This window comes from Brachybacterium aquaticum (assembly GCF_014204755.1).
GTDB classification, from domain to species: Bacteria; Actinomycetota; Actinomycetes; order Actinomycetales; family Dermabacteraceae; genus Brachybacterium; species Brachybacterium aquaticum.
The window spans coordinates 2,463,713-2,477,810 of the sequence record NZ_JACHLZ010000001.1 but is presented as its reverse complement, the minus strand read 5'-3'; the positions used below and the strand labels follow the sequence as shown (position 1 = coordinate 2,477,810).

Genomic DNA, 14,098 nt, shown 5'->3' with positions numbered 1-14,098 from the left:
CAAGGCCGCGATGCCCGATCCGGACCGAGGTCCGTCCCGCATTATGTGTGGGTGCAGACAGACTCCGCGAACGGGGTGAATCGGTCAAGTCCGATTCGCCCGGTTCATCATTCCGTGACCTTTCCCCGGATCACGCCTTCCGGCGGCGTCCCCGGCGGTGGTCGCCCGACGGGGGAGCGACCTCGAGGATCACCTTGCCGATGTGGCCGCCCTGCCGCAGGATCGCGTGGGCGTCGGCCGCCTGCTCGAGCGGCAGCCGCGCATGGATCGGGACCTGGATCGCGCCCGAGGCGAGCTGCGGCCAGACCAGGTAGCGGGTGGCCTCGAGGATCGAGGCCTTGTTCTCCATCGGGCGGGAGCGCAGGGTCGAGCCGATCACGCGGGCCCGCTTGGCCATGAGCTGCCCGATCGGCAGCTCGCCGCTCGCACCGCCGAGCGTGCCGATGATGACCAGGCGGCCGCCCGGGTTCAGCATCGCGAGGTTGTCCGCGAGGGCGGAGCCGCCCACCACATCGAGGATGACGTCGGCGCCGCCGGCCCTGCGCACCGCGTCCGGCAGGTCGATGATGCGGCGGTTCCAGGCCTCGGCCGCGCCGAGCTCGGCGACGACCGGGAGGGCCTCGTCGGAGCCGACGGTGGTGAGCACCCGCGCCTCGAGGAACGTCGCGATCTGGATGCCGAGGGTGCCGACCCCGCCGGTGCCGCCGTGGATCAGCACGGTCTCGCCCTCGCGCAGGCCCGCCTCGAGCACGAGGTTGGAGATGGCGGTCGCGGCCGCCTCGACCACGCCCGCCGCATCGATGAGGGAGAGCCCCTCGGGGGCGGGGAGGACCTGTCCCCCGGGCACGGCGACGACCTCGGCGTAGCCGCCGCCCGCGAGCAGCGCGACGACCGGCTCGCCGGTGTCGCGGCGGTGCCCGGAGACCTCCAGGCCCGGCAGCGGCGAGGCGCCGGGCGGCGGGGGATAGGAGCCGGCGGCCTGGGCGAGGTCGGCGCGGTTCACGCCCGCGGCGACCACGTCGATGAGCACCTCGCCCTCTCCTGCGACGGGCTCGGGCAGCTCGGCGAGCTCCAGCTGGGTCGTCCCGGCGATGGTGATCGCGCGCATGGTCCTCTTCTCGCTCATCGGGTGCAGGTCATCGGGTCACGTCCACGACCGTGCGGCCGCGCACCTGCCCGGCGAGGATCCGCTCGGCCGCGGGCAGGGTGTCGGCGAGGCCGATCGTGGTGGTCATGGAGGCCAGCAGGTCGGTGTCCAGCTCGGCGGCGAGGACCTGCCAGGCCCGTTCGCGCCGGTCCGTCGGGCACTCGACGGAGTTGATGCCGGCCAGGGTGACGCCGCGCAGGATGAAGGGCAGCACGGTCGCGGGCAGGTCCGGGCCCTGGGCGAGGCCGTAGGCGGCGACGGTGCCGAGCGCGCGGGTGCCGGCGAGGACGTTCACGAGCGTGGTCGAGCCGACCCCGTCGATCGCGGCGGCCCAGCGCTGGGACTGCAGCGGCCTGCCCACCTCCTCGGACAGCTCCCGGCGGTCCACGAGCTCCGCCGCGCCGAGGGAGCGGAGGTAGTCGCCGTTCTCCTCGGCCCGGCCGGTCGCGGCGAGGACCCGGTACCCGCGCGCCGCGAGCAGGGCGACCGCGATCGAGCCGGCCCCGCCGGACGCGCCGGTGACCAGCACGTCCCCGCTCTCCGGGGTGATCCCGTCGTCCTCGAGGCGCAGCACCGACAGCATCGCCGTGAACCCGGCGGTGCCGATCGCGGCGGCGCGCTCCGGGGTCATGCCCTCCGGCAGGCGGACCAGGGCGTCGGGGCGCACCCGGGCACGGGTCGCGAAGCCGCCGTGGCGGGTCTCCCCGAGGCCGTCGCCGTTCAGCACGACCGCCTCGCCCGGCGCGAAGCGCCCGTCGGCCGACTCCGTCACCACGCCCACCAGGTCGATCCCGGGGATCAGCGGATGGGTGCGGGCGATGCCGCGGCCCGCGAGCGCCATCCCGTCCTTGTAGTTCAGGGACGAGTGGGTGACGTCGACGGCGACCTCGCCGTCGAGCAGCGACTCGTCCGCATCCTCCAGCAGGCGCGGCGGGGCGCCCTTCGACTCGAGCAGGATCGCGCGCACAGGGGCACCTCCAGGTGGTCGGGCAGGGCGGGACCAGCCTAGACCCGGTGACCGAGGTCCCGGGAAGGGGGGCGGGGGCGGGGAGAGGATGGGGCGACGATGAGCAGCGAGAACCGGACGCCCACCGAGACCGTTCCCGATCCCCATGCCCGTCCCGGCCCCGAGGTGCTGGACGCCCTCGGCACCGACCCCACGGGCCTCACCGCCGACGAGGCCGCCGCCCGGCTCGACCGGCACGGTCCGAACGCCCTGCCCACGGGCGAGAGCGAGTCCGCGCTGGTGCGCTTCCTGCGCCAGTTCAAGGACCCCATGATCTACGTCCTGCTCGGCGCGGCCGTGCTCACCACGGTCATGGGCCAGGTCGTCGACACGATCGTCATCCTCGCCGTGGTGCTGGTGAACGCGATCATCGGCTACGTCCAGGAGGGGCGGGCGGCCGATGCGCTCGAGAGCATCCGCTCGATGCTGTCGCTGGACGCGCAGGTGCGCCGCGACGGCGCCTGGCGCACCGTCCCCGCCGAGGAGCTCGTGCCCGGGGATGTGGTGCGCCTGGCCGCCGGGGACAGGGTGCCGGCCGACGTGCGGATCCTCGAGGCGAGCAACCTCTCCGCCGAGGAGTCCGCGCTGACCGGCGAGTCCCTCGCCGTGGAGAAGACACCCGAGCCCGTCGACGCCGAGGCCGCGCTCGGCGACCGCAGCGCCATGGCCTTCTCCGGCACCACCCTCGCCTCCGGCTCCGGCACCGGCGTGGTCACCGCGACCGGCACCGGCACCGAGATCGGTCACATCACCTCCCTGCTCGGCGAGGTCGAGTCGATGGAGACGCCGCTGACCCGCCAGATGAGCGCCTTCTCCACGAAGCTCTCCCTCGTGGTCGTCGCCGCGGCCGTGGTGATGTTCGTGCTCGGCGGGGTGATGTACGACTACGGGCTCGGGGAGCTGGTCCTCGCCGCGATCGGCTTCGCTGTCGCCGCGATCCCCGAGGGCCTGCCCGCCGTCCTCACCATCACCCTCGCCCTCGGCGTGCAGACCATGGCGAAGCGGAACTCGATCACCCGCCGCATGAACTCGGTGGAGACCCTCGGCTCCGTCACGGTGATCGCCTCGGACAAGACCGGCACGCTCACGAAGAACGAGATGACCGTGCGCACGGTCGTCACGGCCGACGGGGCCTACGAGGTCACCGGGACCGGATACGCGCCGGACGGCGAGATCCGGTGCGACGGACGCCGCGTCGACGACGTGCGCGGGCAGGAGGACCTCCACCTCCTCGCCGAGGTCGCCGCCCGCACCAACGACTCGACCGTCTCCCGCGAGGGCGACGCCTGGGTGCTCTCCGGCGAGCCGACCGACGGAGGCCTGCGCACCTTCGCGATGAAGGCCGGGATCGACGGCGACGACGCGCACCGCCTGGCCGTGGTGCCCTTCGACTCCGCGTACAAGTACATGGCGACTCTCGACGAGATCGAGGGCATCGGCCGGATCGTGAATCTCAAGGGCGCCCCGGACCGGCTGCTCGAGCGCTGCGACCTGAGCGCCGACGAGCGCACGGCGTGGGAGGCGCGGATCGACGAGCTGAGCGGCCGGGGACTGCGCGTCCTCGCCGCCGCGACCCGCCGGGCCCGCAGCGAGAGCACGCACCTGACCACGGAGGACGTGGATGCGGGCGGCTTCACCTTCCGCGGCCTCTACGGCATCATCGACCCGCCGCGCGAGGAGGCCATCGAGGCGATCCGCACCGTGCAGCGCGCAGGGATCCGGGTCCTCATGATCACCGGCGACCACGCCGGCACCGCCACCGCCATCGGTCGCGAGATGGGCATCACCGACGAGTTCGGTGCGGTCACCGGCGCGGAGCTCGACACCGCGGACGACGCTGAGTTCGCCGAGCTCGCGCGCACCCGCACCGTCTTCGCCCGCACCAGCCCCGAGCACAAGCTCCGCCTGGTCACCGCCCTGCAGGAGCAGGGCGAGGTGGTCTCCATGACCGGCGACGGCGTCAACGATGCCCCCTCGCTCAAGAAGGCCGACGTGGGCGTCGCCATGGGCATCAAGGGCACCGAGGCCACCAAGGAGGCGGCCGACGTGGTCCTCGCCGACGACAACTTCGCGACCATCGGCGCGGCGGTCGAGATGGGCCGCACCATCTACGACAACCTCCGCAAGGCGATCGTGTTCATCCTGCCCACCAACGGTGCGCAGGGCCTGGTCATCCTCGTCGCCGTGCTGCTGGGGATGACGCTGCCGCTCACCCCCGTGCAGGTGCTGTGGGTCAACACCATCACCGCCGTCACCCTCGCACTCGCCCTCGCCTTCGAGCCCGGGGAGCCCGACATCATGGACCGCCCGCCCCGCAGGCCCGGCGGATCGATCCTCTCCGGCGCCGGGATCACGAGGATCGTCTACGTCTCGGTGCTGCTCGGCGCGATCACCATCGCCGTGTTCCTGGGGGGACAGTCCGCCGGCGTCGCCCTCGAGGTCTCCCGCACCACGGCCGTGAACACCCTCGTGGTCGGGCAGATCTTCTACCTGCTCGCCTCCCGCTTCAGCGCCGGCACCAGCCTGCGCAAGGAGCTCTTCACCACCAATCCGATCTCCTGGCTGTGCATCGCCGTGATGCTACTGCTCCAGGCCGCCTTCGTGTACCTGCCGCTCCTGCAGACCGCCTTCGGCTCCGCGGCCGTGGGCTGGGCCGGCTGGCTGATCCCGCTCGGCGCGGGCGTGGTGGTGCTCGCCGTGGTCGAGGTCGACAAGGCGCTCCGCCGCCGACGGTAGAATCCTCCGGGTGCCTCCGGGCACCAGGAGGGTTGACAGAGCGGCCGAATGTGGTGGTCTTGAAAACCACTGTGCAGTGACCCTGTACCGCGGGTTCGAATCCCGCACCCTCCGCCGTCGGCCCGTCAGTTTCCGGGCCGCAGCCCCTGCAGGTAGACGTCGACCATCCACTCGCGCTGCTGCGGGATCCGCGCGGCGACCGCGTCCGGCAGCGGACGGGTGAGCACGGCGAGCCCCACCAGGAACCGCTCGGGGTCGGTGTCCGCGGCGAGCAGGCCCGCGCGCTTGGCCGCCTCGAGGAGCGGCGGCAGGGCGTCCGCGACCTTCTCCCGGCGCTCCATCGCCTGCGCGAAAAGGCCCGGGGAGTGCTTCGCGAAGGGACCCAGCTGGTAGGCGATCGACCCGAAGCCGAGCTCCGCGATCTCATGGACGAAGCCCCGCCAGGCCGCCTCCGGATCCGCCTCCCAGCGCTCGAGGTGGGCGGCGACGATCGCCAGCACTCGCTCGGCGAAGTCCGCCCTCGCGCTCGCGCTGGGCACCTCCGTGATCTCCCTGTTCGTGCTCGGCATGGAGTCGCTGCTGGGCTACCCCGGCCTCGGGATCGGCGCGATCCTCATGATGTTCGTGGCGAACCCGCTCTCCGGCATGGCCACCGGCTGGCAGTGGCTGCCCAGCCCCTGGGGCCTCATCGGCCAGCTGCTGCCCATCGGCGCCTCGGGCACGCTGGTGCGCTCGGTCGCCTTCTTCGACGGGCACGGCGCCGCGCGGCCGATCCTCGTGCTCGCCTGCTGGGCCGTGCTCGGCGCGCTCCTGGTGGGGCTCTCGGCGGTGCGGGGACGTCGCCGCCGCACCGCCTGAGCGGAGCCCTCAGCGCTCCGTGCGCTCGACCTTGCGCTCGCCGGCGCGCACCTCGACGGGGAGGTGGTTGCCCGCCGGCGGGCGCGGGCAGGTGCCCCAGGCGCTAAACGCGGAGGGGAAGTTGACCGCCCGGTTGAGGTCCACCTCCATGCGGTGCCCGTCGATGACCCCCTCGGCCGCGCGCCAGTCGGCGCTGTCGCCCCCGGAGGTCTCGTCGGTGAAGGACAGGGTGGCGCGGCCGGTGACCACGAGCTCCACCTCGCGGCCGTCGACCTCGAAGGTCGCGACACCGGGGGAGGGCAGGCGCTGCTCGAGCCACGGCAGGGCCGAGCCGACCGTGACCTCCTCCGGGCGCGGGGTGAAGGTGCCCCTCAGCACGAGCTGCGGGTCGTAGTCGTAGGTGGGCACGCCGTCGAAGGCGGCCAGACGCGGGGCCGACGGGTCCAGCACACGCAGCCCGATCCGATCGCCGCGGCGGATCACGTCGAACTGGACATCGTTCCCGAAGCGGGCCAGGCGCACGTCCCCGGCCGCGCCGACGGTCACGCGGGTGGTGCCGTCCCGCTGCTCGACGAGCACCTCGGGGGCGTCCGCGAGCAGCTCGAGCTCGCCGTCCTCCCAGACGCCCTCGAGCACGTCCCCCTCCCGTTTCCACGTGCCGGGCACTCCCTCGAGGGTGTGGGCGCCGTCGGCCGGGTCGGTCCAGTGCAGGGCCACCTGGGAGAGGATCCCGTGCGGATCGGCGAGGCCGGCGTCGCGGCGGGCGCGGAAGTCGGTGAAGTCCTGCGGGGCGGGAGCGGCGGCGGTGGTCATGGGGCCTCCTCGGCGGGCGGGGGAGCAGTCGTGGCGATGCCCTGCAGTCTGCCCCTCCGGCCCTGGTCGCGTCGAGGCGGGCGTCATCCGCGGTCATCGTCGGCGTCACGGCCGCGGGGAGACCTTCGGCGGCGCGGCGGGGTCCTCCGCCGCGTAGGCTGTGCGGCACCATGACCACCCGGCCACGACCGAGGAGATGACGACGATGGCGCAGTACACAGGTGTGGCAGTGAGCCCCGGACGGGTGATCGGCACGATCCGATCGATGGCCCCGCCGGTCAAGGAGCCCGCTGCCGACCAGGTCCTCCCCGACGGGGCAGACGCGAGCGCCGAGGCCGAGCGGATCCCCGCCGCGGCCGCCGCCGTCCAGGCGACCCTCACCCGCCTCGCCGAGCGCGCCAGCGGGGACGGGAAGAAGATCCTCGAGGCCACCGCGCAGATGGCCGCGGACCCCTCGCTCAGCCAGACCGCGCAGGGCCTCGTGCTCTCCGGCGGCAAGACCCCCGAGCGGGCCGTGTGGGAGGCCGGCGACCAGGTCGCCTCCATGCTCGAGAGCCTCGGCGGGTACATGGCCGAGCGCGCCACCGACGTGCGCGACGTGCGCGCCCGCATCGTCGCCGAGCTGCGCGGCGAGCAGGCCCCCGGCATCCCCGAGGTGGACGAGCCGTTCATCCTCACCGCGATCGACCTCGCGCCCGCGGACACCGCGACCCTCGACCCGACCCGCGTGATCGCCCTGGTCACCTCCGACGGCGGCCCCCAGTCGCACACCGCGATCCTCGCCCGCCAGCTCGGACTGCCCGCGATCGTCGCCGCCAAGGGCATCCACGAGTTCTCCGACGGCACCGAGGTGTTCGTCGACTCGGGCCTGGGCACCATCACCGACGAGGTCACCGAGGAGCATCACCGACTCTCCGAGGCGTGGGCCGAGCTGCAGCGCAACCCCCTGACCTACGAGGGCGGGGGCGGCGTGCTCGCCGACGGCACCCGCGTGCAGCTGCTGGCCAACATCGGCGGCGCCAAGGATGCGGCCAAGGCCGCGGCCGCGAACGCCGACGGCGTGGGCCTGTTCCGCACCGAGTTCCTGTTCCTGGACCGCGAGGACGAGCCGAGCGTCGAGGAGCAGACCACGGCCTACGAGGAGACCTTCACCCACTTCCCCGGCAAGAAGGTCGTCGTCCGCACCATCGACGCGGGCGCGGACAAGCCTCTGCCCTTCCTCACCGACGCCGACGAGCCCAACCCCGCGCTCGGCGTGCGCGCCTACCGCACCTCCTGGGAGAAGCGCTCGGTGCTGACCAACCAGCTCGACGCGATCGCGGCGGCGGCGAGGACCACCGACGCGAAGCCGTGGGTGATGGCGCCGATGATCGCCACCGTCGACGAGACCGAGGACTTCGTGGGGCTGTGCCGCGAGCGCGGGCTCGAGCCCGCCGGGATCATGGTCGAGACCCCGTCGGCCGCGATCATCGCCGACCGCCACCTCACCGAGTGCGACTTCGCCTCGATCGGCACCAACGACCTCACCCAGTACACGATGGCGGCGGATCGCCAGCTCGGCTCCCTCGCCCACCTCAACTCCCCCTGGCAGCCCGCCGTGCTGGCCCTGGTCAAGGCCACCTGCGACGGCGCCCGCACCGCGGGCGACGACCCGGAGGCCTTCGGGGAGAGCGCGAACAAGCCCGTCGGCGTGTGCGGCGAGGCCGCGGGCGACCCGGGCCTGGCGGTCGTGCTCGTGGGCCTCGGCGTGAACAGCCTCTCCATGACCCCGCGCTCCCTGCCGGCGGTCGCGAAGGTGCTCTCCACCGTCACCCTCGAGCAGGCCAAGGACCTGGCCGCGCAGGCGCTCGCCGCCCGCACCTCCGAGGACGCCGTCAGCGCGATCCGCGCCGGACTGCCGATCCTGGGGGAGCTGGGGCTCTGACGAGCCCGCGCTGACCCTCGGGCGCTGAGCCCTCACGCAGCGAGCCCCGCCGCTCCCGGAAGGGAGGGGCGGGGCTCGTCGTTCGTGCCGGGACGTCGGGGAGGATCAGCCCTCCGCGTCGAGGTCCTTCTCGAGCAGGTCCGCGAGGGCGTTGACCGACTCCTCGGCCCCGTCGCCCTCCGCACGCAGGGTGACCTCGTCGCCGTGACCGGCACCGAGGGTCATGAGCATGAGCATGCTCGAGGCCTGGACGGCGTTGCCGCCGACCTTCTCGATGGTGACGGACGCCGGCTGCTCCGCAGCGGCCTGGGCGAAGATGCCGGCCGGACGGGCGTGCAGGCCCGAGGAGCTGGCGATCTTGACGGTGCGCTCTGCCATGGTGGTGTGCCTTTCGGTTCTGTCCCGGGGTTGGGACGTCGGGTCACTCGCTGTGACGGGAATATACCGGGGACGCGATCCGCTCGCGCACCTCGGCGTACAGGGGATGGGACGGCTCCAGGCCCGTGATCTCGGCCGTGGCCGCATCGGGGTCGGAGGAGGAGAGGATCTCCTGGAGGCGGTCGACCTCCTCGTCGCCCTCCGGCGTGAACACCAGTGCGGCGGAGAGGGCGTTCAGCAGCGCCTCGTGGCCGAGTCCCCGCTCGGCGAGCTCGGCGGCGGGGCCGATGATGCGGTCCTCGCGCGAGAGCTTGCGCAGCGGGGAGCGGCCCACGCGCTCCACCGGGTCGGGCAGGGAGGCGTTGGCGAAGCGGCCCAGCACCTTGGTGCGGTAGCTCGTCATCTCCTCCTCGGAGAAGCCGTGCTTGGCGACCAGCAGCGAGGAGGTCTCCTCGAGCACCGCCGTCACCTGCGCGGAGACCTCCGGGTCGGAGATCGCCTCGGCGATGGTGGCATGGCCCGTGCGGGCGCCGTGCCAGGCGGTGGTCGCGTGGCCGGTGTTCACCGTGAACAGCTTCCGCTCGATGTACGGGCCGAGCTCGTCCACCCAGGTGATGCCCGGGACGTCCGGCTCCGCGCCGTCGAAGGGGCCGCGCTCGACGGCCCACTCGTGGAAGTCCTCCACCACGACGTCGAGCCCGGAGCCCTCGGCCTGGACCGGCACGATGCGGTCCACCGCGGTGTTGGCGAAGAAGGCCTTCTCGTCCAGGTCGTCGTGTTCGGCATCACCATGTTCGACAGGGATGTGCCGACCTTCTGCAGTGCCACCCGCGGGCTGAACCCGCTCGTGGCCTCGGTCGTGGTGGTCATGGGCCAACCTCACTCGGGTGCGGGACCACGGACCTGGTCCTCGGGGCGAGCGGCGCGGGGCGAGGGCCCCGCCGCGGCCGACGGGCCGTCGGCGTGCCCCGAAGTCTAGTCCCGAACCGGGCCCTGGTCAGGGACTCCGGGCCCGGCGTCGTGCGAGGTGGGCGCGGAGGCGCGGGTCGCGCGCCAGCGCCGGAAGGAGGCGATCGTCAGCGCGATCACCACGATCCAGGAGACCACCACGACGGCGCCCGCGGGAACCGAGGGAGAGGCGACGAACGCGCCGATCGCGATGAGGGAGACCTGGCCGGGCAGGGCCGAGAGAGCGGTGGCGAGGAGGAACTCGCGGAAGGGGATGGCGAGCGCCCCGCTGCCGTAGTTCACGGGCCAGAAGGGGATGCCCGGCATGAGGCGCAGCGTGCACACCGCGTAGAAGCCGCCGCCCTCGAGCCGGTCCTCGACGATCTCGCGGTGGGAGCCGAGCGCCCGCATCACCGTCTCGCGGCCCAGCCCCCGCGCCATCCAGTACGCGCCGACGCAGCCGGTGACCACGCCCACCATCGACAGCACCGTCCCGAGCGGCACCCCGAACAGCAGCCCGCCCGCGACGGCCATGATCGTCACCGGGATCGGGGTCAGGGCGACCACGGCGTACAGCGCGATGAAGGCGAGCGGGGCCCAGGCGCCGAGGTCCTCGATCCCACCCCGGAGCTCGGACAGCGAGGGCAGGCGCACGTTCAGGGCGAGCCATAGCATCACCGCCGCGACGACGACCAGCAGGACGTTGCGCAGCACGGAGCCCCAGGGGGTGCGGTCGCGCTCCTCGCGGGGCGGGCGCTCCTCCTGGGGCTCCAGGGCGTCGGCGGTGCTCAGAGGGCGCCCTGCTGCGCGGTGCCCGCGGGGATCGGGGTCATGCGGGTGACGGTCGCGGGGCCCTCGATCAGGTCGGCGATGTCCGCGCGCAGGATCTTGACCTGGTCGCTGTCGCCGTGGGTGTCGAGGTCCTCCGCGCTGGTCCACTTCTCGATCATGGTGATCGTGCCGTCCTCGGCCTCGTGGATCGCGTAGAGCTCGCAGCCCTGCTCGGTGTGCACGGCCTCGATGCCGCGGCGCATCGCCTCGGCGAGCTCCTTCTGCTTGCCGTCCTTGGGCTGGAACACGGCGGTGACGACGACGGTCATGGAGTCTCCTTCGGTGGAGGCGGGGGTGAGTGCCCCATCCTGCCCCATCCCCGCGCTCAGCCGTGCGCTCAGCCCCTCACAGCGCCCGCGGTGATGCCCGCGACGAACCAGCGCTGCAGCAGCACGTAGGCGACGATCATCGGGATCGACGCGATGACCACGCCCGCGAAGAGCACCGGGAAGTTCGTCGTGTACTCGCCCTTGAAGTCCAGCAACGCCTTGGGGAGCGTGGCCAGGTCCGGGTCGGTGATGAACAGCAGCGGGTAGAGCAGGTCGTTCCAGTGCATGACGAACAGGAAGATCGCCACCGCCGCGAGGGACGGCGTGGACAGCGGCAGCGCGATCCGCCAGTACAGCTGCCAGGTGTTCGCCCCGTCGATCTCTGCCGCCTCGAACAGCTCCCCGGGCAGGGTGCGGAAGAACCCGGTGAGGATGAAGATCGCCACCGAGCAGGTGACCGCGATGTTGATGAGGATCAGGCCCAGCAGGGAGTTGGTCAGCCCCAATTGATCGAAGATGACGTACTGCGGGATCATCGCCACCTGGGCGGGGACGGCGAGGCCCAGGCTGAAGAGCGCGAACACGATCGTGCCGAGCCGGCCGCCGAGCCGTGCGATCGCGAACGCGGCGAGGCTCGCCACCAGCAGCGTCACCGTCACCGAGACGAGGGTGACGGTCACCGAGTTCAGGAAGCTCGTGCCGATCCGGCCGCCGGCCCACAGCTCCGCGAAGTTGTCGAGCGTGGGCGTGGGCGGCAGCCCGAAGGGGTCGCGGTACATCTGCTGGGAGGTCTTGAAGGCAGTGAACACCACCACGACCAGCGGCACCGCGATGATCAGGGCATACACGGTCAGCAGCGCCCAGCGGGGCAGCTCGGACCAGTCCCAGCGGGTGCTCCTCCTCATCGGTCGCTCCCTCCGGAGGCGAGGGACACGGCCTTGCGCTGCAGGATCGTGATGACGGCGATCACGACCATGAAGATCACCGACTGCGCGGCGGCGTAGCCCATCTCGAAGTTGCGGAAGGCCGTCTGGTAGATCAGCGTCGCGAGGATCTGGGTGGCGTTGTTCGGGCCGCCGCCGGTGCTCGCGATGATCAGGTCGAAGGCTTTGAACGACTGGATCGTCGTGTACGCGACGACGATGACGGTCGCCGGCTGCACGAGCGGGAAGGTGAGGTATCGGAAGGTCTGCCAGCGCCCCGCACCGTCGAGCGCGACCGCGTCGTAGAGCTCCTGCGGGATCTGCTGCAGCCCCGCGATGTACACGACCATCATCTGGCCCGAGTGGAACCAGATCTGCACGATGGCGAGGTAGAAGATCGCCATCTGCTGGTCCCCGAGCCACGGCTGCTGCAGGGACCCGAGGCCCACCGCGGCGAGGGCGCGGTTGGCGAGCCCGAAGTTCGGGTCGTAGATGAACGACCAGATGAACGCCACCGAGACGGAGCTCAGCACCGTGGGGAAGAAGAACAGGGCGCGCAGGAGGATCGAGATCCGCGAGCTGCGCAGCAGCGCGAGGGCGAGGGCGAGCGAGAGGATCGTCTGCCCGATGACCACCACGAGCATGAACGAGATCGAGTTCCCGAAGGCCTTGCGGAACACCGAGTCGTTCGTGGCGAGGTTCTCGTAGTTCCCGAGCCCGACCCAGTTGAAGTCCGCCGAGAGCCCGTTCCAGTCGGTCGCCGAGTACTGGAAGGCCTGCAGCGTCGGCCACAGCACGAACCACAGGTAGACGACCCCGGCGGGGACCAGGAAGAGCAGCAGGAGCGGGTCGATCCGGCGGCGGCGCCGACGGCGGGGCGGGGCGACGGCCGCCTGCGGGCTGCCCGCCGTCGCCGTGGTGCCGGCGCTCAGAGCTGCTCCTCCACCAGCTTCTGCGCCTCCTCCGCCGCCTGCTCCGGGCTCTTGCCGGTGGCGACGGCGACCAGCGAGTTCTCGATCGCGGAGCGGATGTCGAGGTTGATGAACTGGAAGCGCGGGGCCAGCAGCGTGTTGCGGCTCTGCCAGGGGGCGAGGGCCTGCAGGTCCGGGTTCTCGTACTCGACCCCGGCGACGGTCACGTGCTGGGAGGTGCCGTCGCCGTAGGCGGCGGCGTTGACCGGGTCGGAGAGGAACTCGATCCAGGCCGCCGCACCCTCGGGGTTCTGGGCGGCGGAGTTCACGCCCAGGATGAAGGTCGAGTTGAAGATGCCCTCATAGGCGGGCTCCTCCCCGGCGACATTGGTCATCACCGGCGCGAAGTCGAGGCCGAACGCGCCGCCGGCCTCGCGGACCTGCCCGATCTGGTAGCTGCCGGTGGGCAGGATCGCCGCCTCGCCCTGGCTGAACAGGGACAGCACCCCGTCCACGCCGGAGCCGGCGAAGTTGTCCTGGAAGTAGCCGGACAGCTCCTGGAACTGGGTGAGGCTCCTGATCCACCAGTCGTCGGTGGCCTTGTTCTCCCCGGTCTCGATCTTCGCGAACATCTGGTCGTCCGGGCCGTTGTTCATGGCCAGCGAGTTGATGATCTGGAAGGCGTTGGCGGGGTCGTTGCCCGGCCATGCGATGGGGGTGACGCCGAGGCCGCGCAGCTTGTCGAGCATGTCGAGGTAGGCGTCCCAGTCGCCGGGGACCTCGCTGAGGCCCGCCTGCTCCGCCAGGTCGGTGTTCAGCAGCGGCATGTTGAAGACCAGCTGGTAGGGAAGGCCCAGCTGCACTCCGTCGTGCTCGCCGGGGGTGATGAGGTTCGGCTCGTAGTTGCCGACGTACTCCGCGTCGCCGAGGTCGGTGAAGATCCCCAGCTCCGCGAACTGGTCCAGCTGGGTGCCGCGGAAGGCGGTGAGCGCATCGCCGATGTCCCCGCCGCGCGCCTTCTGGGCGGCGGTGGACTGGTACTGCTCCGAGGGGTCGATGGTCTGCTCGACCTCGACCCCGGTCTGCTCGGTGAAGGTCGCGACGAGCTCGTCGAGCACCGCCTTGTCCTCGCTGCGCCAGTGGTAGAAGTTCACGCTCCCGGACAGGTCGCCGCCCGCCGACGGCGCGGCCGCGGGCTCGTCCGAGCCGCCGGAGCCGGGGCCGCCGCAGGCCGCGAGCGCGGCGGCGGCACCGCCCGCGCCGAGGGCGGAGAGCAGCGCGCGGCGCGAGGGCCCGGCGCCGCGGGAGGTGAGAGCGCGGGGGGAGTGGGCACGGCGAGTGGTCATGGCGGGCT

Annotated in this window: 14 protein-coding genes and 1 tRNA gene; 4 read left to right on the top strand and 11 right to left on the bottom strand. The window is 72.2% G+C overall.

Annotated elements, in window-relative coordinates:
- Window positions 1-130: 130 nt before the first annotated feature.
- Both HNR70_RS11105 and HNR70_RS11100 read right to left on the bottom strand, forming a co-directional pair.
- Window positions 131-1,108: an NAD(P)H-quinone oxidoreductase gene (locus HNR70_RS11105; protein ID WP_184326657.1), complete on the bottom strand. Its 978-nt coding sequence runs from the start codon at window positions 1,106-1,108 to the stop codon at window positions 131-133.
- Between the two features lie 28 nt (window positions 1,109-1,136).
- Entirely contained in the window at window positions 1,137-2,114 is a 978-nt protein-coding gene (locus tag HNR70_RS11100; RefSeq protein WP_184325718.1) for an MDR family oxidoreductase, read from the bottom strand.
- A gap of 99 nt (window positions 2,115-2,213) precedes the next feature.
- Here HNR70_RS11100 and HNR70_RS11095 point away from each other — a divergent pair, with 99 nt between their 5' ends.
- Both HNR70_RS11095 and HNR70_RS11090 read left to right on the top strand, forming a co-directional pair.
- A complete protein-coding gene (locus HNR70_RS11095; RefSeq protein WP_184325717.1) occupies window positions 2,214-4,889 on the top strand; it encodes an HAD-IC family P-type ATPase in 2,676 nt (891 codons plus the stop codon).
- Between the two features lie 26 nt (window positions 4,890-4,915).
- Window positions 4,916-5,003 (top strand) — tRNA-Ser (locus HNR70_RS11090).
- An 11-nt stretch (window positions 5,004-5,014) separates the two neighbouring features.
- On the opposite strand, the gene HNR70_RS11085 is transcribed toward HNR70_RS11090, so the two are convergent.
- Complete coding sequence (locus HNR70_RS11085) at window positions 5,015-5,428, bottom strand: SbtR family transcriptional regulator (protein WP_184325716.1); 414 nt, start codon at window positions 5,426-5,428, stop codon at window positions 5,015-5,017.
- Between the two features lie 4 nt (window positions 5,429-5,432).
- On the opposite strand from HNR70_RS11085, the gene HNR70_RS11080 reads away from it, so the two are divergent.
- Window positions 5,433-5,747: a hypothetical protein gene (locus tag HNR70_RS11080; protein ID WP_184325715.1), complete on the top strand. Its 315-nt coding sequence runs from the start codon at window positions 5,433-5,435 to the stop codon at window positions 5,745-5,747.
- 9 nt (window positions 5,748-5,756) lie between these two features.
- Here the strand turns inward: HNR70_RS11080 and HNR70_RS11075 are convergent, their stop codons facing one another.
- On the bottom strand, window positions 5,757-6,560 hold the full coding sequence (locus HNR70_RS11075; RefSeq protein WP_184325714.1) for a DUF1684 domain-containing protein: 804 nt from the start codon (window positions 6,558-6,560) through the stop codon (window positions 5,757-5,759).
- Between the two features lie 205 nt (window positions 6,561-6,765).
- On the opposite strand from HNR70_RS11075, the gene ptsP reads away from it, so the two are divergent.
- The gene (gene ptsP, locus HNR70_RS11070; protein ID WP_184325713.1) at window positions 6,766-8,484 is read left to right on the top strand and encodes a phosphoenolpyruvate--protein phosphotransferase; all 1,719 of its coding nucleotides are present in this window, start codon (window positions 6,766-6,768) and stop codon (window positions 8,482-8,484) included.
- Window positions 8,485-8,589: 105 nt separating this feature from the next.
- On the opposite strand, the gene HNR70_RS11065 is transcribed toward ptsP, so the two are convergent.
- The 7 genes from HNR70_RS11065 to HNR70_RS11035 all read right to left on the bottom strand — a co-directional run bounded on the left by HNR70_RS11065 (window position 8,590) and on the right by HNR70_RS11035 (window position 14,090).
- The gene (locus HNR70_RS11065; protein WP_184325712.1) at window positions 8,590-8,862 is read right to left on the bottom strand and encodes an HPr family phosphocarrier protein; all 273 of its coding nucleotides are present in this window, start codon (window positions 8,860-8,862) and stop codon (window positions 8,590-8,592) included.
- 43 nt (window positions 8,863-8,905) lie between these two features.
- Complete coding sequence (locus HNR70_RS11060) at window positions 8,906-9,745, bottom strand: mannitol dehydrogenase family protein (protein ID WP_376768822.1); 840 nt, start codon at window positions 9,743-9,745, stop codon at window positions 8,906-8,908.
- Between the two features lie 92 nt (window positions 9,746-9,837).
- Window positions 9,838-10,524, bottom strand: a complete 687-nt coding sequence (locus HNR70_RS11055; RefSeq protein WP_312857641.1) for a TVP38/TMEM64 family protein — start codon at window positions 10,522-10,524, stop codon at window positions 9,838-9,840.
- A gap of 74 nt (window positions 10,525-10,598) precedes the next feature.
- Window positions 10,599-10,910: a putative quinol monooxygenase gene (locus HNR70_RS11050; RefSeq protein WP_184325711.1), complete on the bottom strand. Its 312-nt coding sequence runs from the start codon at window positions 10,908-10,910 to the stop codon at window positions 10,599-10,601.
- A 68-nt stretch (window positions 10,911-10,978) separates the two neighbouring features.
- Window positions 10,979-11,815, bottom strand: coding sequence for a carbohydrate ABC transporter permease (locus tag HNR70_RS11045; protein WP_184325710.1), 837 nt, complete (start codon window positions 11,813-11,815; stop codon window positions 10,979-10,981).
- On the bottom strand, window positions 11,812-12,630 hold the full coding sequence (locus HNR70_RS11040) for a carbohydrate ABC transporter permease (RefSeq protein WP_312857640.1): 819 nt from the start codon (window positions 12,628-12,630) through the stop codon (window positions 11,812-11,814). Before HNR70_RS11040 ends, HNR70_RS11045 begins: the two co-directional genes overlap by 4 nt.
- A gap of 131 nt (window positions 12,631-12,761) precedes the next feature.
- Entirely contained in the window at window positions 12,762-14,090 is a 1,329-nt protein-coding gene (locus tag HNR70_RS11035) for an ABC transporter substrate-binding protein (protein WP_184325709.1), read from the bottom strand.
- Window positions 14,091-14,098 lie beyond the last annotated feature (8 nt).

What these genes read in the sequence shown, in the direction of transcription:
- HNR70_RS11105 (WP_184326657.1), bottom strand. Translation starts at nt 1,108, where the DNA reads ATGCGCGCGATCACCATCGCCGGGACGACCCAGCTGGAGCTCGCCGAG.
- HNR70_RS11095 (WP_184325717.1), top strand. Translation starts at nt 2,214, where the DNA reads ATGAGCAGCGAGAACCGGACGCCCACCGAGACCGTTCCCGATCCCCAT.
- HNR70_RS11050 (WP_184325711.1), bottom strand. Translation starts at nt 10,910, where the DNA reads ATGACCGTCGTCGTCACCGCCGTGTTCCAGCCCAAGGACGGCAAGCAG.
- HNR70_RS11075 (WP_184325714.1), bottom strand. Translation starts at nt 6,560, where the DNA reads ATGACCACCGCCGCCGCTCCCGCCCCGCAGGACTTCACCGACTTCCGC.
- HNR70_RS11035 (WP_184325709.1), bottom strand. Translation starts at nt 14,090, where the DNA reads ATGACCACTCGCCGTGCCCACTCCCCCCGCGCTCTCACCTCCCGCGGC.
- ptsP (WP_184325713.1), top strand. Translation starts at nt 6,766, where the DNA reads ATGGCGCAGTACACAGGTGTGGCAGTGAGCCCCGGACGGGTGATCGGC.
- HNR70_RS11045 (WP_184325710.1), bottom strand. Translation starts at nt 11,815, where the DNA reads ATGAGGAGGAGCACCCGCTGGGACTGGTCCGAGCTGCCCCGCTGGGCG.
- HNR70_RS11065 (WP_184325712.1), bottom strand. Translation starts at nt 8,862, where the DNA reads ATGGCAGAGCGCACCGTCAAGATCGCCAGCTCCTCGGGCCTGCACGCC.